This is a genomic window from Mycolicibacterium wolinskyi, from assembly GCF_002101965.1.
In the GTDB taxonomy this organism is placed as follows: Bacteria; Actinomycetota; Actinomycetes; order Mycobacteriales; family Mycobacteriaceae; genus Mycobacterium; species Mycobacterium wolinskyi.
Window position 1 is genome coordinate 272356 of sequence record NZ_LQQA01000010.1, and the last position, 26327, is coordinate 298682.

The window sequence follows — 26327 nt, forward strand, 5'->3', positions numbered from 1 at the left end:
GCTGGTGGCATGCGGATCGAGCGGCTCGGTGACCTGGGTGAGGCACCCGCCGTGCTGCGCAGCGTCGCGGCCGCGGCGACCGCCGCTCACTTGCCGCCGCCCGCCGCACTCATCGGCGACTGGTTCGGCTCCCGCGCGGTGATCGCGCCGTCACTGGCGGCCGCGCCCGTCGGTCCGGCGGAGGTGTTCGACGCACCGCCCGGGACCGCGGACGTGATCGGCGGCGGCTGGTTCGGCTACCTGTCCTACCCCGATCCAGGCGCCGACGAGTCGGCGCCGCGTATCCCCGAGGCCGCCGGTGGCTGGTCGGACTGCGTGCTGCGCCAGGACGGCGGCGGCAGTTGGTGGTACGAAAGCCTCACCGGCGCGGCACTTCCCGATTGGCTGGGTACTCTGCCGCCCGCGCCGCCTGCGCCGTACACCCTCGAGTGGATCGCGCCCGACCGCGCCCGCCACCGGCGCGGTGTGCTCGCGTGCCTGGAGGCCATCGCGGCAGGCGAGGTGTATCAGGCCTGTGTCTGCACGCGGTTCACCGGCCGGATCGAGGGGCCGCCACTGGAGTTCTTCGCCGATGCGGTCACCCGGACCGCACCCGCCCGCGCGGCATACATCGCGGGCGACTGGGGCGCGGTGGCGTCGCTGTCACCGGAGCTGTTCCTGAGCCGACGCGGCACATCGGTGACGTCGAGCCCGATCAAGGGCACGTTGCCGAAGCATGCCGATCCGGCCTGCCTGCTGGCCTCGGTCAAGGATGTCGCCGAGAACATCATGATCGTGGACCTCGTCCGCAACGACCTGGGCCGCATGGCGCGCACCGGCAGCGTGACGGTGCCCGAACTGCTCGCGGTGCGCCCCGCCCCCGGGGTGTGGCATCTCGTCTCGACGGTCAGCGCGCAGGTCGACACCGCGGTGCCCATGTCGGCGTTGCTCGACGCGACGTTTCCGCCTGCGTCGGTGACCGGAACGCCCAAGGGCCGGGCCCGCGAGCTACTGCGGGTGTGGGAGCCCGCGCGGCGTGGGGTCTATTGCGGCACAGTCGGTTTGGCGTCACCTGTGGCGGGGTGTGAGCTGAACGTGGCGATCCGTACCGTGGAGTTCGACGCCTCGGGGGCCGCGGTGCTGGGTGTCGGCGGCGGTATCACCGCGGACTCCGACCCCGACCGCGAGTGGGACGAGTGTCTGCACAAGGCATCGAGCCTCGTGGCCCGGACGCGAGATGGAAAACCGGCTCAGCTCCGCGCGCGCAGCACGGCGTCGTAGAGCTCGCGCCGTGACGGTGCGCCGGGATGTGCGGCGATCACCTCGGCGCACGCGTCCTTCACGCGGGCGCCCCCTGCGACCAGGTCCTCGACCTCGGCCACCAACGTGTCGAGATCGGCGGTCGGCGTGGCACCGGCCAGCACGACGGTGATCTCTCCCAGGACTCCGTCGGCGGCCCACTCGGCCAGCTCTTCGAGAGTTCCCCGCACGATCTCCTCGTGGGTCTTGGTCAGCTCGCGGCAGACCACCGCTCTACGCGCCGGGCCGAGCGCGTCGACCGCATCACGCAGCGTCTCGGCGAGCCGTCGCGGCGACTCGAAGAACACGCACGTGCGCTGCTCGGCCGCGAGCGTCCGCAACCACGTCATGCGGGCCGCGTGCTTGCGCGGCGAGAAACCTTCGAAGCAGAACCGGTCGGATGCCAGCCCCGATACCGCGAGCGCCGTCGTGACCGCCGACGGGCCCGGCAGGCAGCTGACCGGCAGGCCGGCCTCTATGCAGGCACCCACCAGGCGGTAGCCAGGATCGTTGATCAGCGGCATTCCGGCGTCGCTGACCACCAGGACCGTCGCACCGGACGCGATGTCGTCGATCAGGCCAGGCACTCGGCTGGCCTCGTTCTGGTCGAAGAAACTCAACACCCGACCACGTGGGGTGACCTCAAGGGCCTGCGCGAGCGACCGGATCCGCCGGGTGTCCTCGGCAGCGATGATGTCAGCGCTCTTCAGCGCCGTGACCAGCCGCGCCGACGCATCCGAAGGCTGGCCCAACGGCGTGGCGCCGATCAACAGTTTGCCGGGTGTCACGACCGACAGCCTACGATCGCTTGCGTGACCGCCCCCGCCACCGATGTGCCGACGGCTGGACGCTCGGTCCCCCTGATCAGCCCGGCGCCGGTCATACCGGCACCCGATTTCGGTCCGGTCGACCGGTTGCAGGGCTGGGCGATGACGGCCGTCATCACCGCTCTCGCCGCCGTGAGCCGATTCCTGAACCTGGGCTCGCCGACCGACGCAGGCACGCCGATCTTCGACGAGAAGCACTACGCACCCCAGGCCTGGCAGGTTCTGCACAATCACGGTGTCGAGGACAACCCCGGCTACGGGCTCGTGGTGCATCCCCCGGTCGGCAAGCAACTGATCGCCATCGGTGAGTGGCTGTTCGGCTACAACGGGCTCGGCTGGCGGTTCTCCGGCGCGGTGTGCGGTGTCATCCTCGTGATGCTCGTCGTGCGGATCGCGCGACGGATCACCCGCTCGACACTCGTCGGCGGTATCGCCGGACTGCTGCTCATCGCCGAGGGCGTCAGCTTCGTCTCGGCGCGTACGGCACTGCTGGACGCGTTCCTGACGATGTTCGTGGTCGCGGCGTTCGCCTGCTTGATGGTCGACCGCGATCAGGTCCGCGAACGCATGCACGTCGCGTTCATGGAGGGCCGCATCGCCGAGACGCCGTGGGGCCCGCGCCTCGGGGTGCGGTGGTGGCGGTTCGGCGCCGGGGTGCTTCTCGGGTTGGCCTGTGCGACAAAGTGGTCCGGCCTGTACTTCGTGCTGTTCTTCGGCGTGATGACGCTCGTGTTCGACGCCGTCGCGCGCAAGCAGTACCACGTGCCGCAACCGTGGCGCGGCGTGCTCCGGCGCGATGTCGGCCCCGCGGTGTACGCCCTCGGGTTGATTCCATTCGGGGTGTACCTGGCCTCGTATGCTCCGTGGTTCGCGTCCGAGACCGGGGTCGACCGCCACGAGGTCGGCCAGTCGATCGGCGAGAACAGCATCCTCCCGCTGCCAGACGCGATCCGGTCGCTGTGGCACTACACGTATGCCGCGTACCGGTTCCACTCCGGGCTCACGAACGCCGACGGCAACCACCATCCATGGGAGTCCAAGCCGTGGACCTGGCCGATGTCCTTGCGGCCCGTGCTCTACGCGATCGACAACCAGGATGTGCCGGGCTGCGGCGCCCAATCGTGCGTGAAGGCCGTGATGCTCGTCGGCACCCCGGCGATGTGGTTCATCGCGGTGCCGGTGATCGGGTGGGCGTTGTGGCGCGCGGTGGTGCGGCGTGACTGGCGTTATGGCGCGGTGCTCGTCGGCTACTCGGCGGGCTTTCTGCCATGGTTCGCCGACATCGACCGGCAGATGTACTTCTTCTACGCGACCGTGATGGCGCCGTTCCTCGTCCTGGCGATCGCGCTGATCCTCGGCGATATTTTGTACAAACCCAATCAGAACCCCGAGCGACGAACCTTGGGCCTGTTGACGGTGTGTTTCTATGTGGCGCTGGTGATCACGAACTTCGCCTGGATGTATCCGATCCTCACGGGCCTGCCGATCTCACAGGCGACGTGGAACCTGCAGATTTGGTTGCCGAGCTGGCGGTAGTGCTCGGTTCTCGTGCCTGGCGTTGACTTCGACGCCACGGCTGTGAACCCACGCCCGTAGCCATGAACTGCAGCCCTGGTGTCGAAGTCAACGCCGGGAAGCGTGACCGCAGTTATCCACAGCCTGCGGGTCAGCCAAGCCTTCACGACCGAGAAATGTCGGCGCCGGTGCACACCATCAACCGCATGTGGCCAATCATCGGAACAGAAGCCATCGCAGCGGGCGTGCTTACCCGGGGCGAGCTGCGCTGGAATCACACTGCTTTGCTTCCGAAGATCTACCTGCCGAAAGGCGTACGGCCATCGGTGTCGACGAACGCCGCCGCGGCATGGCTGTGGCGCGGGCGCAAAGGCGTCGTAGCCGGCCGTTCTGCCGCGGCACTGTACGGCGTGAGTTGGATTGAGGAGACCGTGCCAATCGAATTGATCGGCAAGCACGGCCGACGACAATCAGGCGTGACGATCCGCGATGAACGAATCGGCGAAGACGAAATATGCCAAGTGGCGAACCTTCCCGTCACGACACCCGCCCGAACGGCACTCGACCTGGCTCGCCGTCTTCCACGAGACGATGCCGTCGCGCACCTCGATGCATTGGCCTCGAAAACGGGCGTGACGGTTCAGGAGGTCCTGTCACTGGCCGAACGGTATCCCCACACGCGAGGCATACGTCAAGCACGCGAGAGCGTGGCGCTCATGGACGGTGGCGCCGAGACTCCGCGTCAGACGTGGTTGCGGCTGTTGCTGATCGACGCCGGCATGCCGAAGCCGCAAACGGCTATCGCCTTGGCCGATTCCGACTGGGAAACAACCGTGGCCATCGGCTGGAGGGGTCCAAAAGTCGGCATCGACATCGCGGAGGTTCCGGTGAGCGACCCTTATTCCATCGTGCAGAAAATAGCCCGCGCAGAACTCCGGCAGCGCCTCGGATGGTTTGACATCCGCGTGGCACCCGCGCACACGACCGCCTCGATCATCTACCGCGTGCGCCAGGCGTTACGGCAACGCGGTGCGATCTAGAGCGGATCCCGCGCCGCCGGGCACGACATGCAGCGTGGCCCGCCGCGGCCGGTGCCGAGCTCCGACGCCGCGATCGGCAGCACTTCGATGCCGGAATCGGCAAGGCGGGCATTGGTTTCGGAGTTGCGCTCGTAAGCGACGACCACGCCCGGCGCCAAGGCCAGGGTGTTGTTTCCGTCGTCCCATTGTTCGCGTTCGGCGGTGACCGGATCGAGCCCGGTATCGATGACCCGCAGTTTGTCGATGCCCATGGCCTCTGCCGCGGCCCGCACGAAAGGCACCTCGTCGTCGATGCGGACTTCACCGGAATCACGATGAATCGTGAACGCCGACAACGAATCCACGATGTTGGGATACATGACGACGGCGTCGACGTCGACCATCGTGCACACGGTGTCCAGATGCATCTGGGCACGCTCTTGCGCGATCGGCACCGCGAGCACCGTGTGCGCGAGGTCGTCGTCGAACAGGCTGCGGGCCAAGGCTTCGGCACCGGCAGGCGTCGTGCGCTCCCCCACCCCGACTGCGACCACGCCGGGCGCCAGCAGCAGCACGTCGCCGCCTTCGACGGGCGCGGACCGCGATTCGTAGGCGCGGCGCACACCGAGGAAGCGGGGATGGTGCGCGTAGATCAGGTCGGTCAGCGACGTCTCACGCACACGGGCCGGCAGCGCCAATGACGTGATGGCCACGCGTGGCCCGATCCAGAACGACGAGTCACGGGTGAACAGCAGGTTGGGCAGCGGATCGATGACGAAATCCCCGCCGTGGTGCATGAGCCGGACGAGCGAGAGCTCGGCGCCGCTGAACGGCAGCTCGTTGAACGTCATCCCGGCCATCAGGACATGGGCCAGCGCGACAGGTTCGAGAGTGCGCAGGTATGCCGAAAGCTCTTGCGCCAGGGGCAGGCCCAGCCGGCGTGCGTCGACGGCGGCGGAGATTCCGTGCATGCGGGCCGCACCGCTGTGCGCGAGCGCCTCCGTCAGCAGGTCGGCCAGCAGCAGCACCTCGACGCCGCGTGAGCGCAGCAGGTCGGCGAACGCGTCGTGCTCCTGCTGCGCCTTGGTCACCCACGGCAGTCCGTCGAACAGCAGGGCGTCGTTGTTGCGGGGTGTGAGGCGCTGCAGTTCGGGACCGGGCCGGTGCAGGATGACCACGCGCAGCGTGCCAACCTCGGAGTTCGAGCCCAACACCACATCAGTCACGTCTAGAACGGTAACCCCATCCATCACCTCAAGTAGGGTTTAGGTGTCATGGATATGCACGAACTCACCCCGGGCGAAATGGCGCAGCGCAGCGGCGTCGCGGTCTCGGCGCTGCATTTCTACGAACGCGAAGGGCTCATCACGAGCCGTCGCACCTCGGGCAATCAGCGCCGCTACGCGCGCGAGACGCTGCGCCGCGTGGCGTTCATCCGGATGTCGCAGCGCCTGGGCATCCCGCTGGCCAGAATCCGCGAAGCCCTTGCCACGCTGCCGACCGACCGGGTGCCGACGAGCAAGGACTGGGCACGCCTCTCGGCGGGCTGGCGCCAGGATCTCGACGACCGGATCCTGCACCTGCAACGCTTGCGCGACAACCTGACTGGCTGCATCGGCTGCGGCTGCCTGAGCCTGAAAACGTGTCTGCTGACCAACCCGGGCGACGTCCTGGCCGAACAGGGACCGGGCGCGGCTCGCCTCTGACATATCGAACGTGTGTGCGATACACTCGCGCGCATGGAGCTGGCGCTGCAAGGCTCGCTGTTCGAGCACGCGGAACGTCGCCGACTCGGCAGTGGCGCGTGGGTCGAGCTGCGGTCGGGCTGGTTGCCCGACGCCGATTCGCTGTTCGAAGAGCTCATGGACGCCATCCCGTGGCGGGCCGAACAACGGGAGATGTATGACCGCGTGGTCGACGTGCCGCGCCTGGTCAGCTTTCACCATCTGGTGAACGAGCCGGTGCCACACCCGCGGCTCAAGCAGATCCGCCGCAGGCTCAACGACACCTACGGCGGTGAGCTCGGTGAACCGTTCACCACCGCGGGTTTGTGCCTGTACCGCGACGGCAACGACAGTGTGGCCTGGCACGGCGACACGATCGGGCGCAGCCGTGATCAGGACACCATGGTGGCCATCGTGGGCCTCGGGGCGACAAGGGTTTTCGCGCTTAGGCCACGCGGTGGCGGGCACGCGCTGCGGCTACAGCACCGGCACGGTGACCTGCTGGTGATGGGCGGCTCGTGCCAGCGCACGTGGGAGCACTCGATACCGAAGACCAGCCGCTTGATCGGGCCGCGCATCAGCATCCAGTTCCGGCCGCACGACGTGCGTTAACGCCTACCCTTTCACGGCGGCGACGGCGGCCGTCAGCAGATCGCGGGCCCGGGCGGTGTCGACGGGGGCGACCGGCTTGTCGGGCACCACGAGCGGATTGGCCGTCACGATCACCATGAACGACCCGAAGCTGGCGACGTAGTTGTAGAGCTCGCCGGTCCGCGGCTTGCCCTGAACCGTCGTCTGCACGACACGATGCGTGCCGACCGTGCGCGCGCCATCGATCTGGGGCGATTCGACCACGTCGACCTGCCCGCGCGACCCCGGCCCGAGGAATTTGACCTGCTTGCACGCATCGCCCGGATCGCTCAGCGGTATGGGCTCCGAGGTCTCGACCGCCAGCACGATGAACCGGTTGCCCGCGCCTTCGGCCGCGGTCGCGGCCATGTTGCCCTTCAACCCAGGCGGCATCGACTGCCCTTCGGCGAACTTCGCGCAGTCGGCGGGTTCGAACTTGACCCCGGGCGGCAACTTCTGCGGTGCGAGCATTTTCGGGTCAATCCCCGTCGGGGCGACATCGCTGACCTTGTACTCCGGGCCGAAGTTGGACCGCACCTTGCTGACGTTGGCGATGTCACCGTTGGGATACTCCGGTTCGTCGGATTGACCGCAGGCGACCAATGCGGCCGCACAGGCTCCAATGCACATCACGACGGGTAGCACGTTCCGGTTCGGCATCGCGGTAAATGTACCCGCCGCAACCGGTTCAGCCCCGTAACGCCGACACCGTTTTCACCAGCAGGTCCGCCGCGAAGTCCGCGCCGAGTGCGGCATTCGGCGATCCCGGGTCGGTGACGACGGTGACGAAGCAGTGGTACGCGCCGAGGTCCGCGGTGAAGGTGTCGGCGTGCGAGCGCGTCTCGGTGCCGCCTTCGACGACGGTGTCGATGGCGGCCGCCATCCCGGCCGTCTGTGCGCCGTCGATCGCCGGGGCGGCAAGGCCCGTGACGATCGCGGTGGCGTGCCCACCCGACAGCGTCCACTGCCCGCACCGATCGGCAAGCGCGGGGTCCGGGGGCGCGGTGGTGCGCGCGACGACGGCGTAGACGATCCCGCCGGAGCCCGACGCCGACCAGCCGCGTGCGGTTGCCGGGTCCACCGCCGCGGCGGCCAGCGTCGCGCACGGTTCCGGCTCGGCCTGCCAGTCGGGGCCGAAACCCCACAGCGCTATCGGACTGGTTCGGGTGTCGATGCCCGTCACCTCATACCCGTCCGGCAACTCCTGGCGTACCCGGTCGATTCTCGCGGGATTCACCGGCCCGTCCGGGGCTGTGGTGGTGACCGGTGTCGACGTCGGGGCCGGAGCCGGCGGCTGCCCGCAGGCCGCCGTACACAAGGCAACGGCAACTCCGGCAGCAATCAGGCGCACGGCGCGTTGATATCACAAAGTTTGCTACCGAGGAACCGTCCGGCGGGAATGTCAAGCCGTTTTCCGGCGGCAAGAACACGGCAAGCGTTGCGATACAGCGGAATTTAACGGCGGCACGGTCGGTTTCAACCAGCAGAGCGCCGAGGTCGCGGTACCCCGGCGATGACATTGCGAGAGGCACGACAGGTGTACGAATTGGCAGTCGCTGCGCTGACCGGCAGTGCGTTGTCCGCACTGACGCTGGGGTTCCCGGCTGAGACGCTGGCCGCACCGTCCGGCATCGGGTCGGCGCAGGACACCGTGAATGAACTCGAGCAGGGCGGCTACCGCGTCGTCCTCTACAAGATGGGGCCTGCGCCGCTGGACCGCTGCACGGTGGATTCGGTTCGGCCGGGCGAGGCCGTGACGCAGACGGTTTACCTCACGGCCAGGTGCTGACCGGTACCGCCGCCAGTGAACTAGTCTGCGGCCATGTGCACTCGGGTTCTGTGGAACAGCAACGATCTCGCCGTCCTCACCGGCCGCAGCATGGATTGGCCGGAATCGACTGAACCGCTGATCGTCGCGTTCCCGGCGGGCCGCTCGCGCGACGGCGGCCTGCTGGCCGGCCACCCGGTGGTGGCCGAGAACCCGTTGCGCTGGACGAGCCGCTACGCGAGCCTGGCCACCACGGTCTACGGACTCGGCACCGTCGACGGCATCAACTCCGAGGGCCTCGGCGTCCATGCGTTGTACCTGCGCTCCACCGACGTCGGCCCACGCAATCCCGACCTGCCGGGTCTGCACACGGGGGTGTGGGCGCAGTATCTGCTCGACCAGGCGGCCACGGTCGAGCAGGCGCTGGCCCTCATGGACGGCGTCCAGTTGGTCATGGTGGGCGCCCGCGGCCGCGAGGCGACCCTGCACCTGGCCATCGAGGACGCCTCCGGCGACTCGGCGATCCTCGAGATGGCTTCGGGCAAGCTCGTCGTGCACCACGGCAGGCAGTACACCCTGATGACCAACGACCCGACGTATGACGAACAGCTCGCGTTGTTGGCCAAGCAGGATTTCTCGCACCCGAGCCGGGAGCTGCCGTTGCCGGGCAACGTGAATCCGGTCGACCGGTTCCAACGGGCCGCCTACTACTCGGCCCTGCTGCCCGAGCCGGCCACCATCCGGCAGGCCGTGGCCGGCGTGATGGCGATCATGCGCAACGTGTCGGTGCCGTTCGGCGCGCCCTACGGTGACTTCGGCGTCTACAACACCGAATACCGCACCGTCAGCGATCTCACGCAGCGGCTGTATTTCTTCGAGCTCAGCACCAGCCCGAGCACCCTCTGGGTCGAATTCGACCGGCTGGCACTGCATGCCGGGGGTCAAACGCTCGCGATCGACCCGTACGACGAGTCGCTGGTGGGCAACGTCACCGAACGCTTCACGCCGCGCGACATCGCCTTCTGAGTCACTCGGCGGCGTCCGCGCCCGCCTGCGCTCCAGACTCCGGGTCTGATGCCGGCTCGGGCTGCGACGTCTGGTCGGCGGTGTCCGATTGACGGCCGGTCAATGCGTTGACCACGCGCTTGAGCGGCCGACTGACCGAGAGCTTGGGGCCGTCGAAGGATATGGGTCCACGAACCTTGGGGCGCACCGGTTTTGGCCGATCGGATTTCTTGGGTTCCGGTGCGTCTTCACTGTCGGCTGCTGGTTCGGCGGCCGGTGCGGCCGACGTCGTCGTGGAATCGGTTGACGCCGTGGTGGTGGACGTGGTGGGGGCAGCCGGGTTCCCGAGCGGTATGAAGCCGGGCGGCGCCCCTTCGAGGTCCTCGTCTTCGCCACCGACCCCGAACGGGCCGGACGGCGTGGTGCCCAGCGGCCGGCCGAGATCGCTTGCCTGCAAACCGTCGTCGATACCGACCGGAATGGCGGCGACGAAGTTCGTGGTGAGCGATACCGGGTTGATGACGGGAACCAGATACGCGGGCGTGGGTGCACCGGGATCGATGTCGCGGCGGTACCCGGACTCGATGAGCACCCGCACGGGCTCGTCGACGGCGAGCAGGATCGGGCGGGGCACGCCGATCTGTTCCAGGGGCATGAGTAGCGGCACGATCTCGGTTTCGATGACGAAGTACTCGGTGTCGCCGGTACGGCCCACCGGTACCAGCTCGGGCTGGTCCAGCTCCGGATATGTGCCGTGCAGCAACACAATTCCGGCGATCCCGTTCGCGAGCGCCAAACCGTTCAACGGGTAGATCGGGAAATCCGACCAGCCGTCGTGGACGATGGTGATGCTCTTGGTGTCCAGCGCGTAGTCGCCCGGTCCGACCTGCGGGCTGTCGGTGCGCGTGGCGCCGTCGAAAGTCACTCCGAGCAACGGGATTTCCCATCCCGGGAACCGGGCCAGCACGCCGCCGTTGCCCTTGTTGACGTCAGACACCAGCACGAAGCTGATGTCCCTTTCGAAGTCCTGGGCCGCGATCAGCTTGTTCTTCTCGGCCGACACCAGCCGCGTGCTCGACGAGTACCCGAGGATCACCAGCGGCACGCCTTGATGTTCGGGCTTGGCCATCTCGGCTTCGAGGTCCGCCACGCCCTGTGCGGTAGATTGATCGAACGTCATGGTGCCGTTGACCGGCCAGAACTGCTGGGGCGTGTGCACCGGGTAGCGGTCCTGATCCGGGATCCCCACCCCGATGTAGTTGTCGACCATGTTGTCGACGTACTCGGGACTCGGAACGGGATTGGTGTTGCCGCCGATGACGAGGGCATGGGGTTGGTTCAACACGAGTTGGACGACGGTCGACATGGAGGCCGAGATGGCAAGCGCCACCACTCCGACCATTGCGAGCACCGCCAAGCCCAGCGAACGTAGGGCACGCACCATGGTGTCGACCTCCTCCCGATGCCCGCCCCGCTCGGGCAATGACCGGACAGTCCTCATCAGTTACGCCAACGTCAATACAAAGTGTCCGGTAAAGCAGTATTTTTCACTCGTTCAGCTAACCGTCAAGCAGATTCGCGAAGGTGGCCAGGAAATCCGTGAACACGCAATCAAAGTTGCTTGATGTCTCAACAGATGGCGTTGACACCCAATGCTGGCAAACATCGAACCGGCGGCTGCGGCAGTTCCAATCCGTTTCCAATCGACACCCGCTACGGTGCGTGCCGATTTCTCCAACGGATAGGAGACCCCATGACCACATCGCTGCGCGCCGGCGGTATCGCCGTCGCCGCCATGGCGCTCGGCATCGCGCTGGCCGGCTGTGGATCCAACACGACCGCGGGCGATGCCACCACGGAGTCGGCGACCGCGACCAGTGAGACGACCACCTCCGAGAAGGAAACAACCGCGGCGGCGACGTCACCGGCGCAGGCGTCCGGTCCGAACTACACGATCGTCGACTACATCCGCGACAACAAGATCGTCGAAACCCCGGTGCACCGAGGCGATCCGGGAACACCCGCCGTCAATCTCCCGATCCCGGAAGGGTGGGAGGATGCCGGCGCAACGGCCCCGGACTGGGCGTGGGGTGCGATCGTCTCGACCGATCCCGCGTTCGCCGCCGACCCGCCGTCGATCATCGCGCTGATGTCGAAGCTGACCGGCAACGTCGACCCCGCGAAGATCCTCGAGTACGCACCGAACGAGATCAGGAACCTGCCGGGTTATGAGAATCAGGGCGACGGCTCGGCCGGAACGCTCGGCGGATTCGACTCATACCAGATCGGCGGTATCTACGTTAAAGACGGTGCCCGCCGGTTGATCGCACAGAAGACCGTGGTCGTCCCCGGGCAGGACGGTCTGTTCGTGTTGCAGCTCAACGCCGATGGAACCGAGGACCAACTAGGTCCGTTGCTCGACGCCACTGCGATCATCGACGAGCAGACCACGATCACGCCCTGAGGTCAGCGGCCACCCCGGCCGGCCGCACGCAGTGCACTGTGCACGCGCCACACCTCGCGCGAGCGCCCCGCGACGTGGCTGGGCCGCGCACTCGGCGACGAAACGGCAGAACCCGTTCGCCTCCAGTGAAGTTCGGTTGCTTCGTCACGGATGGCCGCGGCGATCCGTTGCAGCTCAGCACCGGGCTCGACACCGAGCTCGGCGTCCAGCAGAGCCTGCGCCCGCCGATACGCCTGCAGGGCGTCACCGCGTCGGCCCGCCCGGTACATCGCCAACATCAGTTGGGCCCACAGCTTTTCGCGCAACGGATGGGCCGCCACCTCGGATTCCAGCGGTGCGATCAGCTCCCAGTTGCGACCCATGCCGAGTTGCGCGTCGAACCGCGCTTCGAGCGCATCGACCCGCAGCGCCTGTAACCGGTGCACCTCGTGGTGGACGAACGGCTGATCGCGAAAATCGGCCAGTGGCGTGCCGCGCCACAGGCGCAGCGAGCATTCCAGCACACGTGCGGCAGCGACATCGTCGCCTGCCGCGAGGAGGCGACGGCCGTCGCACACCAACGATTCGAACTCACAGATGTCCACGAGATCCGAGCCCAAGTTCAGGCGGTAACCGTTGTGATCGGTGACGAGCCGGTCGCCGCTCAGGATGCGGCGCAGGTTCGCGATGTAGGCCCGCAGCGACGCGATCGGCTTGGGCGGCGGGGTGTCACCCCACACCATGTCGACCAACGCGTCGGTGTCGATCGTCCGTCCCCCGGCCAACAGCAAAGCGGCCAGGACACCCCGCTGGCGAAGGCCGCCCAACCCGACCAATTGATCGTCCCGCACGACCGACATCGGGCCCAAGAGCAGATAGTGCATCAGGCTCCGATCGGTTCGGCAGGCGGCACACGGGGTAACTCCTCCAGCATCCAACCGCGTCGCGCCACGTCGCGCAGCACAATCCGTCAGCTCGGCGGCAAACTCAGGAGCGGGAGAACTCCGACGCGGCGGCCACCTGCTCGGCAGTCGGCCGCACGCCCGTGTAGCGCTCGAACTGCTCGGCGGCCTGCAATGCGATCACCTCGGCGCCGGTGATCACGCGCCTGCCCGCTGCCCTGGCGGCGACGATCAGGGGCGTTTCGGCCGGCATGGCGACCACGTCGAACACGGTGTGCGCGGCCTCGATCGTGTCCGCCTCGAATGCGCTGCGGTGCTCGTCGGGGCCGTCGGCCATTCCGATCGGGGTGACGTTGACGACGACCGGGGCGGTCAGGTCACTGACCTCGGGCGCGTAGTCGTAGCCGAGGCGTTCGGCGAGCGCGGGACCCGCCTGACGATTCCGCGCGACGATCACGCCGCTACGAAACCCCTTGTCCCGGAAAGCGGTTCCCACCGCATTCGCCATACCGCCACTACCGCGGATGATTACGGCGTCGCTCGGATCGAGGCCGTCGATCAGCGTCTGCACGGCGACGTAATCGGTGTTCGACGCGGTGAGATGTCCGTCGTCGTTGACGATCGTGTTGACGGCGTCGATCGCACGAGCCGACGGCTCGATGTCGTCGACGAGGCGCATCACGTCCCGTTTGAACGGCATCGAGACCGAACAGCCCCGAATTCCCAGCGCGCGGACCCCGCCGATCGCGGCGGCGATGTCGGTGGTCGTGAACGCCTTGTACAAGAAGTCCAGCTCGAGCTGTTCGTAGAGGTAGTTGTGGAACCGGGTGCCGATGTTGCTGGGCCGTGCGGCCAGCGAGATGCACACCTTGGTGTCCTTGTTGAGTTGCGGCCTCACTGGCTCACCGCCCGGATGACCTGGCGTGTGGCGTCGCGGATCTTGCCGATCAGATCGGGCGAGAACGGAACGGTGTCGACCGGCGGCACGTCCACCTCGGTCACCACCACCCCGAGATCTTCGCGCTGCCACGTCGCGCCGAGCCGATCGAGAATCCTTCGCATGGCGTAATTGTCGCTCAGTACGCGTGCGGAGAAACGTTGGACACCAACATATCCCGCCGAGACCACCAGAGCCCCCATCAACAGGGTGCCGATTCCGCGGCCCTGATAGTCGTCACCCACCGTGAACGCGACCTCGGCCGTCGTCGCGTCGTGGCCCTCCCGCACGAACCGGGCGTCGGCGATCACCGGTCCCAGCGCACCCTCGGTCAGCACCCACACGAAGTGATCGGTGTAGTCCACCTCGAACAGGTACTCCAGCAGCGCCTTGGTGGGCTTGCGCACCGACTGGAAACGGCGGTACAGGGTCTCGCTGGAGAACTCGACCGGACCGTTGAGAGTACGTTCCACATCGCCGGGCAGCACCGGACGCAGATAGAACCAGTCGCCGTTGCGCACCTGCACCGGGATGGGCGTGATGAACGCCGCGAGCCGCTGGCGGGCGATCCGCACGAGCCGGTCGAACATCCCGGGCAGGTGCAGGATGGTGTCGAACGCATCGCGGTCACCGATCCAGCCGGTGACGGCCTCGGTCGCGATGACGGTGGCGGTGCGCGGGGCGTCGCGCAGCAGGGCGATCTCCCCGACGATGAGGCCGGGTTCGATGTCGAGGACCACGGGTTCGGCGTCCGGGACCGCATGACTGATCTGGACGCGACCGGATTCGATCAGCATGAAGGTCACTGCCTGGTCGCCTTGCCGGATCAGCACCTGGCCGGCAGCAGCCTGCAGCGGACGTAGCTGGGCGGCGAGCTCCACCAGACTGGACGGCCGACATCCGGCGAAGAACTCCAGAGCAGCGAGGTCGGCGGCGCTGGCCTCGGTCAGTTCGGCCACGTCCCCCAGGCTACGGCGCGACCGCCCGTTCGGTCAGGGCTTGGTGAATCCTTCTTCGGCGAGCACCTTTTGGCCCGCTTCGCCGGTGACGAGATCGACGAAGCGGTTCGCGAGCTCGGAGTTCTGCGAGTCCTTGAGCACCGCAATCGGATACGTGTTGACGGCCTGGGCGGCCTCGGGGAACGGAACGCTGGTGACCTTGTCACCGGCGTCCGCAGCATCTGTGACGTAAACGATGCCGGCGTCGGCTTGTCCGCTGGTCACCTTGTTGAGGACGTCGGTGACCGACGTCTCCTCGCTCACGGGTGACAAGGTCACCGCGGTAGCCTTCTCGACTTTTTCGGTCGCACCGCCGCACGGCACCGGCGGCGCGCACACCACGACGGCCACCCCGGGCTTGACGAGATCGTGAAAACTCTTGATGCCTTTGGGGTTTCCCGGCGCGACGGCGATCGTGAGGGTGTTGGTCGCGAAGTTGACGGGATCGCCGTCAACAAGACCGGCCTGTGCGGCTTTGTCCATGTTGCGGGTGTCGGCGGAGGCGAACACGTCGGCGTCGGCCCCCTGGGTCAGCTGGGTGACCAGGTCCGAGGAACCCGCGAACGAGAACTCGACTTTCGCACCGGGGTTGTCCGCCTCGAACTGTTCGCGGATCTCGGTGAACGCGGGTTTCAGCGACGCGGCGGCGAACACCACGATCGAATCTCCGGCAGGCGGGGACGGCTCCGATGCACAAGCACTGACGAGCGTTATCGCGGCGAGCACCGCCGCACCGGCCCGCGCACGGGTCATGACTGTCCTTTCGGGGTCTCCACGATCACGGTGGTGGCTTTGACCACCGCCACTGCGACACTGCCGGGTTCGAGACCGAGATCCCGTACCGACCGACTGCTCATCAGCGACACGACGGTGAATGGGCCGCACTGCATCTCGACCTCGGCCATGACCTCGTCGGCGACGACGTTCGTGACCAGACCGGCGAACCGATTCCGCGCCGAACTTCCGATACGCAGCGGGTCTTTGGGTGCGGCGGCGGCATGGGCGCGCGCGAAGGCCGCGAGCGCCGCACCCTCGATCACCTTGCGCCCGGAGGAGTCCAGATGCGCGGGCAGCACGCCGTCGTCGATCCAGCGCCGAATCGAGTCATCGCTGACTCCGAGCAACTCGGCCGCGTCGCGGACCCTGATCTCCGGCACCGCGTCAGCGTAGCGAGCCAGCGGGCCCGATACAACCGCATCTGCGGACGTATGCCGCACATAGATCCGCAGGTACGGATCACTTGCTGAACAATAACGGCCCCAACGCTCTCGCCGCGTCCAACACTCCGGGCTGTTGGCCGTCATGCAGCACCGTGGCGTAGACGTGATCGGCACCGGCGGTCCGTTGTTCGCGCAGCCGTTCCGCGATCTGGCCGGATGTCCCCCACGCCACCAGCGAATCCACCAGCCGATCGCTCAGGCCGTTGACATCATCCTCGGTAAAGCCTTGCCGCAGAGCGGAGTTGACGTAGCTGGGCATCGAGAACAGAAAGCGCAGCGGAACGCGCGCGGTGTCGCGGGCGGTCTCGGGGTTCTCGTCCATCACGACGTACTGGCCCAGCGCGAGGATGCGGTCCTGACCGAGCCGTCGTCGCGCCGCGGCGGTGCCTTGCGGGGTGAACAGCATCGGCACCGCACCGGCGCAATACTCGCGCGCCAGCGCGAGCCGGCTCGGCCCGAAGGCCGCCAGCAGCCGGCGGTTCGGCGGGATGGAGAACTCCGGATCGCCGAAGTATTGGGCCAACCGGCTCGACGCGTGCGCCCCGGCGAGCGGCCCCAATCCCATCACCAGACGACCCGGAGTGCGGTCTTCGACCCGGCGATAGAACTCACCCAGTTCGCCCGGGCGGTAGCCGTCCGGCATGACGACCGCCGGGGCGACCACCGCTCGGGTCGTAGCCTCGATGAGTTCACGCAGCCGATCGAGACGATCCAGTTGACCGCCGTTGACCCACAGCGTGCCGAAGCCGAGAGCTTCGATCTCCGGAGCGGTTTCCAAGTACTCGGCGCCGACATCCACGGCTATCCCGAACGGGCCCATCGTGTTCATGATGGGAAACTTAGAACCTCAATGAACGTTCAGGTCAAGCCGCTCAGGCCTCGAACTGCATCCCGTCGAGCTCGAGCGCTTTTCCTTGAAGTCGTTGGCCGAGATAGATGTCGGTCTGCACGAGCCGTTCGGCGTGCCACCGAATATCCTCGGCATGTTCACGGGAAGCGGTGTAGCGCTTGGCCATCGTGGAGACGTCGATGCGGCGGGTATCCCGGACCGACAGGTCCTCGCCGACCTCGAACCCGTCGGCCTCGGCCGCGGCAATGGCGTCGAGTACCTGGCCCACGGCGAGCCGAAGGTCCCTGCTGCCATCCTCGGCGATGTTGGCGGCCTCACGTTGAATGTCGCCCTGCTTGCGGACGACGGCGGCATCGGTGGTGACCCTATTCAACGCGGACTCCCCGGCGTCACCGGACCATTCGGTCCCACCGGGGGCAGCCACGTTCTGCCGGTGCCACTCGAACAACTCCTCGGACTGCGCCGCCATCTGACGCCAGCGAGCCGCCGCGTCGTCGAGATGCGTTGTGTCCCAGGCCTCTATCCGGGAGCGGGTCAGTTCTTCATCGGATGACCCAGCGTTGTCAGTCGAGCTCACATCAACTCCGCCAGGCCCCCAGCGGTTTCCTCATCGACGGCCTCGAACCGGCTGGCGCCGGCCAGCATGTCTCCGGCCTGTGCACTCACGCGTGTGGATTGGCGGATCCGGACTGCGGACACGGCGGCGTCCATCGCCGACACACCCGTGTGGGTAGGGCTGCCCGAGGCGACACCGACGGACGCCGTCGTCAATTCGGCAGCGATCATCTCGCTGCTTATAGCGCCTGCCCTGAGCCCGCCCGGGTCGACTCTCAGATCGTTCGCCACCACAATCCCCCAACTGGCCAATCTGCTCAAGGCAGGCTACTCCACCGGCACCCCGTTCCCCTACTAAGGGGGGTATTGATTCTGCTCCGAAAATACTGCGAAATCTCCAGCAATGAAAATGGCAGATCAGTTGCCGGGTCCGGCATTTGAGAATCATGGCGCAGATCGCATTCGCCGAATCATTGTCGGGCGCGTCAGTTCAACACGAACCGTCAAATCTGGCAAAAGCTAGTGTGTCGCCTGCCCGCCATAACGGCGTCGAGCAGCAAATTCCGGCACGATTTCATTCGCTGGGCAGCCGGACGGCACGTGACGCCCGCTCGATACGGCTGCCGAAACCACGGCCCAAACGCACCAACAACGGCATGGCACGCAACGCCTGATTCCGTGCCACGATCGCGCGACGAGTGGACGGAAGCAGCATGCGCATGCCGGATGCGGCCAGGCGCTGATTCTCGATCACATTGGGCCGAAAACCCCGCTCCCACCGCATGAATGCGGCTACACTGCGTGACCCCTCCCGCAGGGCATGTGCCAGGAGGTACGCGCCGATCAACGCCAGGGACGTACCTTGACCGGACAGCGGCGACGGGCCGAACGCCGAATCGCCCAGCAGCGCCACCCGCCCAGTCGACCACTGCGGCAAGTGAACCTGACTCATCTCGTCGAAGTAGAAGTCGTAGGCGCCCGCCATGGCGTCGATGAGTTCCGCGGTGCGCCAGCCCATCGACGCGAACCGCCGCGCGAGCAGCGCCTTGTGCGCCGCGTCGTCACGAAGGTCGATATCCAGGGGTTCGGACCGAAACAGCAGCAACGCCTTGGCCCGCTGATTGCCGCGCACCGTGAACACCGCCGCGGCACGGTTGGGTTCGTTATAGAGAATGGCGCGATCGGACAATCCGAGCACGTTGTCGATCGTGAATATGGAGACATAGGCCCCGAGCGGACGGATGAATCGGTCCTCGTCGCCGAAGGCCAGCAACCGGACGGACGAATGTTGCCCGTCCGCACCGATCACGAGATCGAACTCGCCGCGGCGCCCACTGGCGAACTCGACCGCTGCCGGCCGATCGGCAGGCTGAGATATGGCACGCACGGAATCGCCGAATACCGTCTCGACGTCATCGCGTACCGCGGAGTACAACATTCTCACCAAATCTTCACGCATGATCTCGATCTCCCGATCGCCACGCGCGTCGTGCAGCGGGCGCAACGCGACGTCGTACGTGCGTGAGCCAGCCTGTGAGCCGGCGCCCCGCACCGCCGAAAGCGTCTGGATATTGGTGCGATGATCGCGTACCGCTGACGCCAGGCCCATCCGCTCGACGACTTCGAGCGCGGTGCCGCGGATGTCGACCGCATGCCCGCCGGTTCTCAGTTCGGCCGTGCGTTCCACGAGCGTGACCTGATATCCGTGCCGCACAAGCCAGTACGCGACAGCGGGACCGGCGATGCCGGCTCCGACGATCAGCACCCGCGGTGGAGATGCCATGTGAGGACACTAGCCTCGGCTTGGCCCGCCGAGTCGGCCACCTCGGTGGTCTACGAGTGCAGTTCGGCCCAATCCGCGAGTGCCGCTTCGGTTGTCACGTGATCGATGGCCAGCGCCGCGGCCCCGTACATCGGGGCGTCCTCGCCGAGGAGTCCGTCGCGGACCGGGGGCGCCGAAGCCTTCCGGAACGTCATCAATCCGTCGCGGTATGCCGTTTCGAACGCTTCTGGCGCGGCCGCGCGCAGCGGGGGTGCCAGGCCGCCCAGTGTGACGATGTCGGGATCGTGGATGTTGACGAGCCCCGCGACGCCGCGGCCGAGCGCGGTCGCCACGGCACCGAACGCGGCCCGCAGCTTCGGCGGCACCGGGTCGGCCTTCAGCTGTTCATAGGCGAACGCGATGGGGTCGCGGGGCTGCGGCAGCTTGAGATGGCGTGCCAGCGCGCGTCCGTCGACCGTCTGATCCCAGCAGCCGCGGGCGCCGCACGGGCAGCGGAGGCCGGGGTCACCGAACGGTATGTGTCCGTATTCGCCTGCGGCACCGTGGGAACCGGTGACGGGCTCGCCGTTGACGATCAGCGTGCCGCCGATACCGACCGTGATGATCAGGTGCAGCGCGGTGCCCGCATCGCGGGCCGATCCGGCGCGTGCCTCGGCCAGCCCCGCCAGTGTCGCGTCGTTGCCGAGCAGCAGCGGCGGCTTGGTCCGGGCCGGTAGCCGCGACATGATCGCCGAGAGGTCGATGCCGCTCCAGCCGCGTGGCGTGAATTGCACGAGCCTCGAATCGCTTACCGTCCCCGCCACCGCGACCGCAACGGCTCGCACTCGGCCGGCGTGTTTCCGGTGGGCCTTGGCGATCTCGCTTGCGATGTCGTCGAGCAGCCGCGCCTGCTCGCCCGATCTCCCCTCGGCCACGATGTGCGGCACGCCGTCGAACCCGGCTTGCGCGAGCCGCCAGTCCCCCGGGCGTAGGTCGGCGACAAGAACGAGTGGCCCGTCGGGATGCGGACCCAGCACGGTCGTCGGCCTTCCCCGGCCCTGTGCGGGCGCCGGAGTCTCGTCGAGCAGGTGTACGCGCCGCAATCGGGCCAGCAGATCGGTCGCGCCGCCGCTGCTCATACGAAGCCGCTGGGCGGCGACGGCTCGGGTGATACCCGGCTGAGACCGCACCAACCCGATCATCTTGGCCGCGCTGTACCAGCGCAGCTGAGATGCGGGTCGGCGCTCGGTCGGCATTGAACAAATATCCCACTTGATTTAACTCGACCTCTGAGTATATTCGGCACCATGACGGCAACGCCTCTGACACAGGGCGAATCCACGCGATCGGCGTCGGGTCTGCGGGCCAATCTGCCTGGCCTGCTGTCGTTGGCCGCCGCGTCCTGCCTGGCCGTCACCACCGAGTTGTTGCCGGTCGGGCTACTGCCCGAGATCGGGACGACGTTCGGCGTGTCGGCATCGCTGACGGGCCTGCTCGTCAGCCTCTACGCGGCCATGGTCGCCACGCTGGCCGTGCCGCTGACGGTCGTCACCGCACGATTCGGCCGCAAACCGCTGCTGTTGCTCACGCTTCTCGGTTACGCGGTGTGCAACGTCATGGTTGCCGCGGCACCGGTGTTCGCGCTGGTTGCCGCCGGGCGCGTGATCGGGGGCATCAGCCATGCCCTGTTCTTCTCGCTGTGCATCGGCTACGCGCCGCGACTCGTGCCGTCGGCTTACGTCGGTCGCGCGCTCGCCATCGCGGGCGGCGGCGCATCGGTGGGAATCGTTCTCGGCGTGCCACTCGCCACGTCACTGGGGACGGCCTTCGGCTGGCGGGTGTCGTTCGCCGTACTCGCCTGCGTCGCGGTGGTGATCCTGGCGCTTGTCACACGCCTGCTTCCGAGCGTCTCCGGCGACCACCCGGCAGGCACGGCACGCGGCAGCCGGGCCAGCCTGGCCGCGGTCGTCGGCGCCAACGCGCTGACGTGGCTCGGGCAGTTCAGCATCTACACCTACATCAGCGTGGTGCTGCTGTCGTCCGGACTCGGCTCGGCGTTCGTCGGGCCTGCGCTCCTGGTCTGCGGCGCGTGCGGGGTAATCGGACTGTTCTGCAGCGCAAAGGCTTTGGACCGCAATCCACGGCGAACGGCCACCGCGGTCCTGCTGATCGTCATCGGCGGGCTCGCCATACTGGCCCTCACGTACCCGGCACTGACGTGGGTGCTGCTCGCGGTCGCACTGTGGAACGGCGCGTTCGGCGGTATGGCGTCGATCTATCAAGCCTGCGCCGTCCGGTGCCACGCCGTCGCTCCGGAACTCGCGGGCGCGTGGGTCAACGCGAGCGCCAACCTGGGCATCGCGGGTGGTGCGGCAATCGGCGCCGGATTGCTGAACGTCGCCGGGATCGGCGCCCTGCCGATCAGTGCGATCACGCTGATCTCCGCGGGACTTGCCGTGGTCGTAATCGCACGGCGGGCGTTTCCATCCCGGCCGTAGCCGAGCCGCCGCGAACGTCGAACTGAAGTGGAGCTAAGGGGAATCGAACCCCTGACCTACTCGATGCGAACGAGTCGCGCTACCAACTGCGCCATAGCCCCTGATACCGGTAGCACAGGCTACCAGCCCAGTGCCCAACTACAGAAACCGACCGGCCTACTGCCCGGAAGCCCGTGGTAGATCGTATTCACGTGAGAACGGCGCATAGTCCAGATGCTCGAAGATCGGGTCTTCGTCGTCGATCTCAAGGACCACCGAACCGGGCCTGCGCAGCCGTGCCGGCACGACGTCGAGCTTGTGATCGTCGGTGTTCTCGACGCCCAGCCGCGACCGCATCATCCGCTGCGCGCGGCGGCGGCGCAGTTGTTCCTCGATGCGGGTCTGGCGGCGCAGATACGCCAGGTACAGCACCGTCAGGGTGGCCGCGGTGCCACACACCCACCACGCCGTGGGGTTCACCAGGAACGCCATGGCCGCCGACACCATGAGCACGACCGCGAACACCGCGAGCACGCGCTTGCGGAACTTGTACTTGCGTGCGCTCACCTGGGCGGCGGTCTTGGATTCGTAGCGGCGTTGCCGGTTGGCGCTCAGCGACGCGACGGGAGTCTCCGTCCGCTGATCGCGGTCGTCGCCATCGGATTCGGCCTCCAGACCCGACGAGTCGTCGACGTACTCGTATTCGTCGTCCGTCGGGTCGGAACGGTCCTCATGCTCATCACTGTCATCGATGAGATCCTCGGGGTCATCGAGATCCAGTGGCAGCTGGTCTGATTGAGCCTCAGCGACGGGCTCGGCCTCTTCGGCCTCGGCGACCTCTTCGACCGCAGCCTCGGGCTCGGGTTCAGAGTCAGCGACAGTCGCGCCGACCGGAAGGGCTCCGGAATCCTCCTCGACGATGTCAACATCGAGGTAGTCGGGCTCGGGCTCCTCGGCGACGGCTGCCGCCACGACCACGGTGCGGCGCGGTTCGTCGTCGACGTCGTCGAGTTCGCCGTCGAGGTCCTCGTCGAGGTGGTCTGCCTCGGGCTGCCAGTGCGGGTCGCTGTGATGGCCGGCGGCGGGACCGCGCCGTAGCCGTTGCGCATTGCGCCCGCTGTTGAGCACGCGCGTCGCCAAGGCGACGTCGCTGGTGCGACGAACCGAGTCACGCTTGCTGATCAACATCGGGACCAGCACGAAGAGCCAGAGCACGACGAGGGAGATCCACAGCAATGATTGGGGGATGCTTGGCATGACGCCTGCTCCTTTCCCCTCCAGGCTAGGTCTGTGACCAGCGCATCCATGGAGGCGCGCCGAGGACAATTACACACCTGTAATTCGCTGGAGACAAGCACCACCAGTCACAAATGTCACATTTGTAACAGCTTCGGAAATCGCTTCCCGCCGAATTTGCTTCCAGGGCTGTATATCCGGAGAAATCACGACCGTGAGTGCAATTTCGGCGCTCGGCGCGCCGTGAAGCTCACGCCCACCTGGCGCGGCCGGCCTGCACGAGCGCATGCGCGGCCGGCTGCGACAACTCCTCCACGGTGATCGCCACGAGCAGGTGATCGCGCCACGCCCCGTCCACTTCGAGATAGCGTCGCAGCAAGCCTTCTTCGCGGAATCCGACGCGCGCGAGCACCGCCCGGCTCCGCGCGTTCTCGGGCCGCACCGTGGCCTCGACCCGATGCAGCCGGACACCGGTGAAACAGTGGTCGAGCCCGAGTGCGAGCGCGGCCGTCGCGATGCCGCCACCGGTCTTCGAACTGGCCACCCAGTAGCCGATCCACGCGGACCGCAGCGCCCCGTGCGTGACGTTGCCGATCGTCAGCTGACCGACGAACTGCCCGTCGAGCTCGATCACATACGGCAGCATCCGCCCCCGTCTGGCTTCCGAACGCAAGCCCGAACAGACCGCCGGCCATGACGAAACCGCATGGCGCACAGTCCATTCCGCTCCGGTGACCGGTTCCCACGGCTCAAGGTGTTCCCGGTCGGCGAGCCGGATCCGGCTCCACGTCGCCGCATCGCGTAACCGGACGGGACGCAACCGCACCACACCGGCGGGTACGCGCAGTGGACCCACACAATCGGGCCAACCCGGATGCGGACCCTCGGCGCGGAAGAGACCCATGACGCTTCAGCCCCGTTGGGCCAGAAAAGCAACATCAACGGTCTCGCCGGTGCGGACCTCTTCGACCTCGCTGGGAACCACGACCAGACAATTTGCCTCGGCGAGTGTGGCGAGCAGATGGGTGGACGCACCCGGCGCACCGCCGAGCGCCTGCACCAGGTACTCCCCGGTGTCCTGGTCGCGCATCAGCTGACCACGCAGATAGCCCTTGCGGCCCGGCACCGAGCTGATCGGGGCCAGCGTGCGGGCCTGCACGATGCGCCGCATCGGCTGCCGCTTACCCAACGACAGCCGGATCAGCGGACGCACCATGACCTCGAACACCACGAGCGCGCTGACCGGATTGGCGGGCAACAGGAAGACCGGCACCCGGTCCCGCCCGAGCTGTCCGAAACCCTGAACCGAACCCGGATGCATGGCGATCCGGGTGACCTCCATATCGCCGAGCTCCGACAGCACCGTACGCACGGACTCGGCGGCCGCGCCGCCGACCGCACCCGCGATCACCACGATCTCGTTGCGATTGACTTGGCCCTCAACGGTTTCGCGCAATTCGCCGGGATCGGTGCTGATGATGCCGACGCGGTTGACCTCGGCGCCGGCATCGCGGCCCGCCGCGGCTAGCGCGTAGGAGTTGACGTCGTAGACCTGCCCGGTGCCGGGCGTGCGGGATACGTCGACGAGTTCACCGCCAACGCACATCACCGACAGCCGGGGCCGCGGATGCACCAGCACCCGATCGCGCCCGACCGCCGCGAGCAGACCGACCTGTGCCGCGCCGATGATCGTTCCGGCCCGTACCGCGACGTCACCGGGCTGCACATCGTCGCCGGTGCGCCGGACGTAGGCGCCCGACCGCACGCCACGCAGCACCCGAACCCGGTTCTGGCCCCCGTCGGTCCACCGCAGCGGCAGCACCGCGTCGGCAAGTGTCGGCATCGGCGCCCCGGTCTGCACACGCGCGGCCTGACGCGGTTGCAGCCGGCTCGGTGTGCGCGCGCCCGCCTCGATCGCCCCCATCACCGGCAGGCTGATCTCGCCGCTGCCGTCCTCGGAGTCGGCGTCCCCCACGCCGAGGACATCCACGCTGCGCACCGCGTAGCCGTCGATGGCGGCCTGATCGAATCCCGGCATGGGCCGCTCGGTGACAACCTCCTCGGCGCACATCAGACCCTGCGATTCGGCTATGGCCACCCGCACCGGCCTTGGTGCCACCGCGGCGGCCGCCACCCGAGCCTGCTGCTCCTCCACCGAACGCACAACACGCCTTTCTACCCGTCAGCCGGGTCCGGCGCGCGGCCAGGGGTAGTGCACTACTGGCTAGTGCTACCGCCTACTTCACGTTCGGCCAGACCCAGTCGTTCGACCAACCACTGCCGCAGTTCAGGGCCGTAGTCATCCCGTTCCAAGGCAAAGTCAACCGCAGCCTTCAGGTAGCCGCCGGGATTTCCCAGGTCGTGTCGAGCGCCGCGGTGCACGACGACGTGCACCGGATGGCCCTCTTCGATGAGGAGCGCGATGGCGTCGGTCAACTGGATCTCGCCGCCGGCACCGCGCGAAACGCGGCGCAGCGCATCGAATATCGCCCGGTCGAGGACGTAGCGGCCGGCCGCGGCGTACGGCGACGGCGCATCCTCGGCCTTGGGCTTTTCGACCATGCCCTTGACCCGCAGCACGTTCGGATTGGCCGCGTCGGGCACGGGCTCGACGTCGAACACGCCGTAGGCGCTGATCTTGTCGCCAGGCACCTCGATCGCGCACAGCACCGAGCCACCGCGCTTGGCCCGTACCTTCGACATCGTCTCGAGCACGCCGGTCGGCAGCACCAGATCGTCGGGCAGCAATACGACGATGGCGTCCTCGTCGGGCGACAGGGCAGGCTCGACACAGCTGACGGCGTGGCCCAGGCCAAGCGGCTCGGCCTGAACCACCGATTCGACCTTGATCAGGGCCGGCGCGCGTCGCACCTTCTCGAGCATCGTCTTCTTGCCGCGGGCTTCGAGCGTGCCCTCGAGCACGAGGTCTTCGACGAAGTGGGCGACCACCCCGTCCTTACCCTCCGAGGTGATGATGATCAGACGCTCGGCACCGGCCTCGGCGGCCTCGGCGGCCACGAGTTCGATGCCGGGCGTATCGACGACGGGCAGCAGTTCCTTGGGCACGGTCTTGGTCGCCGGCAGAAAACGCGTCCCCAGACCCGCAGCCGGGACGACCGCTGTGTAGGGAATAGGCACCTCAGGTGCCTTTGGAGGCGTGGTCATCGTTCACACATTAACG

General features: G+C 67.3%; 28 protein-coding genes and 1 tRNA gene. 9 read left to right on the forward strand and 20 right to left on the reverse strand.

Features of this window, described 5'->3' with window-relative positions:
• The first annotated feature begins 9 nt into the window (after positions 1-9).
• On the forward strand, positions 10-1260 hold the full coding sequence (locus AWC31_RS10050; protein ID WP_085144136.1) for an aminodeoxychorismate synthase component I: 1251 nt from the start codon (positions 10-12) through the stop codon (positions 1258-1260).
• Here the strand turns inward: AWC31_RS10050 and rsmI are convergent.
• Positions 1230-2066 carry a 16S rRNA (cytidine(1402)-2'-O)-methyltransferase gene (gene rsmI, locus AWC31_RS10055; RefSeq protein WP_085144137.1) on the reverse strand — a complete coding sequence of 279 codons (837 nt, stop codon included), beginning with the start codon at positions 2064-2066 and terminating at the stop codon, positions 1230-1232. The two genes, AWC31_RS10050 and rsmI, sit on opposite strands and share 31 nt — an antisense overlap.
• A gap of 24 nt (positions 2067-2090) precedes the next feature.
• Here rsmI and AWC31_RS10060 point away from each other — a divergent pair, with 24 nt between their 5' ends.
• Both AWC31_RS10060 and AWC31_RS10065 read left to right on the forward strand, forming a co-directional pair.
• Positions 2091-3641, forward strand: a complete 1551-nt coding sequence (locus AWC31_RS10060; RefSeq protein WP_085144138.1) for a dolichyl-phosphate-mannose--protein mannosyltransferase — start codon at positions 2091-2093, stop codon at positions 3639-3641.
• A gap of 185 nt (positions 3642-3826) precedes the next feature.
• Positions 3827-4660 carry a type IV toxin-antitoxin system AbiEi family antitoxin gene (locus tag AWC31_RS10065; RefSeq protein ID WP_085144312.1) on the forward strand — a complete coding sequence of 278 codons (834 nt, stop codon included), beginning with the start codon at positions 3827-3829 and terminating at the stop codon, positions 4658-4660.
• Here the strand turns inward: AWC31_RS10065 and arcA are convergent.
• Positions 4657-5865, reverse strand: a complete 1209-nt coding sequence (gene arcA / locus AWC31_RS10070; protein ID WP_085144139.1) for an arginine deiminase — start codon at positions 5863-5865, stop codon at positions 4657-4659. The genes AWC31_RS10065 and arcA overlap by 4 nt on opposite strands.
• Before the next feature lie 48 nt (positions 5866-5913).
• On the opposite strand from arcA, the gene soxR reads away from it, so the two are divergent.
• Together soxR and AWC31_RS10080 are read left to right on the forward strand one after the other, a co-directional pair.
• Entirely contained in the window at positions 5914-6345 is a 432-nt protein-coding gene (soxR, locus tag AWC31_RS10075) for a redox-sensitive transcriptional activator SoxR (protein WP_067844312.1), read from the forward strand.
• Between the two features lie 33 nt (positions 6346-6378).
• Entirely contained in the window at positions 6379-6975 is a 597-nt protein-coding gene (locus tag AWC31_RS10080; protein ID WP_067844309.1) for an alpha-ketoglutarate-dependent dioxygenase AlkB, read from the forward strand.
• A 3-nt stretch (positions 6976-6978) separates the two neighbouring features.
• Here the strand turns inward: AWC31_RS10080 and AWC31_RS10085 are convergent, their stop codons facing one another.
• On the reverse strand, positions 6979-7653 hold the full coding sequence (locus tag AWC31_RS10085; RefSeq protein ID WP_085144140.1) for a DUF5642 family protein: 675 nt from the start codon (positions 7651-7653) through the stop codon (positions 6979-6981).
• A gap of 28 nt (positions 7654-7681) precedes the next feature.
• Entirely contained in the window at positions 7682-8344 is a 663-nt protein-coding gene (locus tag AWC31_RS10090; protein WP_085144141.1) for a DUF5642 family protein, read from the reverse strand.
• A 186-nt stretch (positions 8345-8530) separates the two neighbouring features.
• On the opposite strand from AWC31_RS10090, the gene AWC31_RS10095 reads away from it, so the two are divergent.
• The gene (locus AWC31_RS10095) at positions 8531-8782 is read left to right on the forward strand and encodes a hypothetical protein (protein ID WP_165765940.1); all 252 of its coding nucleotides are present in this window, start codon (positions 8531-8533) and stop codon (positions 8780-8782) included.
• Positions 8783-8815: 33 nt separating this feature from the next.
• The gene (locus AWC31_RS10100; RefSeq protein WP_085144143.1) at positions 8816-9787 is read left to right on the forward strand and encodes a bile salt hydrolase; all 972 of its coding nucleotides are present in this window, start codon (positions 8816-8818) and stop codon (positions 9785-9787) included.
• Position 9788: 1 nt separating this feature from the next.
• On the opposite strand, the gene AWC31_RS10105 is transcribed toward AWC31_RS10100, so the two are convergent.
• Positions 9789-11267, reverse strand: coding sequence for a PE-PPE domain-containing protein (locus AWC31_RS10105; protein ID WP_234816790.1), 1479 nt, complete (start codon positions 11265-11267; stop codon positions 9789-9791).
• 252 nt (positions 11268-11519) lie between these two features.
• On the opposite strand from AWC31_RS10105, the gene lpqN reads away from it, so the two are divergent.
• A complete protein-coding gene (gene lpqN / locus AWC31_RS10110; protein ID WP_085144145.1) occupies positions 11520-12230 on the forward strand; it encodes an envelope biogenesis lipoprotein LpqN in 711 nt (236 codons plus the stop codon).
• 2 nt (positions 12231-12232) lie between these two features.
• Here lpqN and AWC31_RS10115 read toward each other — a convergent pair whose 3' ends face one another.
• From AWC31_RS10115 to AWC31_RS10160, 10 genes are all read right to left on the reverse strand, one after another.
• Entirely contained in the window at positions 12233-13093 is an 861-nt protein-coding gene (locus AWC31_RS10115; RefSeq protein WP_085144146.1) for an AfsR/SARP family transcriptional regulator, read from the reverse strand.
• A 103-nt stretch (positions 13094-13196) separates the two neighbouring features.
• Entirely contained in the window at positions 13197-14009 is an 813-nt protein-coding gene (locus AWC31_RS10120) for a shikimate 5-dehydrogenase (RefSeq protein ID WP_085144147.1), read from the reverse strand.
• Entirely contained in the window at positions 14006-15007 is a 1002-nt protein-coding gene (locus tag AWC31_RS10125; protein ID WP_085144148.1) for an acetyltransferase Pat, read from the reverse strand. Before AWC31_RS10125 ends, AWC31_RS10120 begins: the two co-directional genes overlap by 4 nt.
• Positions 15008-15040: 33 nt before the next feature.
• Entirely contained in the window at positions 15041-15799 is a 759-nt protein-coding gene (gene modA, locus AWC31_RS10130) for a molybdate ABC transporter substrate-binding protein (RefSeq protein ID WP_085144149.1), read from the reverse strand.
• Positions 15796-16203 (reverse strand): TOBE domain-containing protein, encoded by a 408-nt coding sequence (locus AWC31_RS10135; protein ID WP_085144150.1) that lies wholly within the window; start codon positions 16201-16203, stop codon positions 15796-15798. Before AWC31_RS10135 ends, modA begins: the two co-directional genes overlap by 4 nt.
• A 79-nt stretch (positions 16204-16282) precedes the next feature.
• Positions 16283-17095: a TIGR03620 family F420-dependent LLM class oxidoreductase gene (locus tag AWC31_RS10140; protein ID WP_085144151.1), complete on the reverse strand. Its 813-nt coding sequence runs from the start codon at positions 17093-17095 to the stop codon at positions 16283-16285.
• A 43-nt stretch (positions 17096-17138) separates the two neighbouring features.
• Positions 17139-17693, reverse strand: a complete 555-nt coding sequence (locus AWC31_RS10145; protein WP_067844274.1) for a hypothetical protein — start codon at positions 17691-17693, stop codon at positions 17139-17141.
• The gene (locus AWC31_RS10150) at positions 17690-17902 is read right to left on the reverse strand and encodes a hypothetical protein (RefSeq protein ID WP_234816791.1); all 213 of its coding nucleotides are present in this window, start codon (positions 17900-17902) and stop codon (positions 17690-17692) included. Before AWC31_RS10150 ends, AWC31_RS10145 begins: the two co-directional genes overlap by 4 nt.
• A 343-nt stretch (positions 17903-18245) precedes the next feature.
• The gene (locus AWC31_RS10155) at positions 18246-19454 is read right to left on the reverse strand and encodes an FAD-dependent oxidoreductase (RefSeq protein WP_085144152.1); all 1209 of its coding nucleotides are present in this window, start codon (positions 19452-19454) and stop codon (positions 18246-18248) included.
• A gap of 50 nt (positions 19455-19504) precedes the next feature.
• Complete coding sequence (locus tag AWC31_RS10160) at positions 19505-20689, reverse strand: ROK family protein (RefSeq protein WP_110775008.1); 1185 nt, start codon at positions 20687-20689, stop codon at positions 19505-19507.
• A gap of 51 nt (positions 20690-20740) precedes the next feature.
• Between AWC31_RS10160 and AWC31_RS10165 the strand changes: the two genes are divergently transcribed.
• Positions 20741-21931 (forward strand): MFS transporter, encoded by a 1191-nt coding sequence (locus AWC31_RS10165; protein ID WP_085144153.1) that lies wholly within the window; start codon positions 20741-20743, stop codon positions 21929-21931.
• Between the two features lie 28 nt (positions 21932-21959).
• Here AWC31_RS10165 and AWC31_RS10170 read toward each other — a convergent pair.
• From AWC31_RS10170 to AWC31_RS10190, 5 genes are all read right to left on the reverse strand, one after another.
• A tRNA-Ala gene (locus AWC31_RS10170) sits at positions 21960-22032 on the reverse strand.
• 55 nt (positions 22033-22087) lie between these two features.
• Positions 22088-23167 carry a divisome protein SepX/GlpR gene (gene sepX, locus AWC31_RS10175; RefSeq protein WP_085144154.1) on the reverse strand — a complete coding sequence of 360 codons (1080 nt, stop codon included), beginning with the start codon at positions 23165-23167 and terminating at the stop codon, positions 22088-22090.
• A 229-nt stretch (positions 23168-23396) separates the two neighbouring features.
• A complete protein-coding gene (locus AWC31_RS10180) occupies positions 23397-24050 on the reverse strand; it encodes a GNAT family N-acetyltransferase (RefSeq protein ID WP_067844256.1) in 654 nt (217 codons plus the stop codon).
• Between the two features lie 6 nt (positions 24051-24056).
• Positions 24057-25310, reverse strand: a complete 1254-nt coding sequence (glp, locus tag AWC31_RS10185) for a molybdotransferase-like divisome protein Glp (RefSeq protein WP_067844253.1) — start codon at positions 25308-25310, stop codon at positions 24057-24059.
• Positions 25311-25363: 53 nt separating this feature from the next.
• Positions 25364-26311 carry a UTP--glucose-1-phosphate uridylyltransferase gene (locus tag AWC31_RS10190; RefSeq protein ID WP_085144155.1) on the reverse strand — a complete coding sequence of 316 codons (948 nt, stop codon included), beginning with the start codon at positions 26309-26311 and terminating at the stop codon, positions 25364-25366.
• Positions 26312-26327 lie beyond the last annotated feature (16 nt).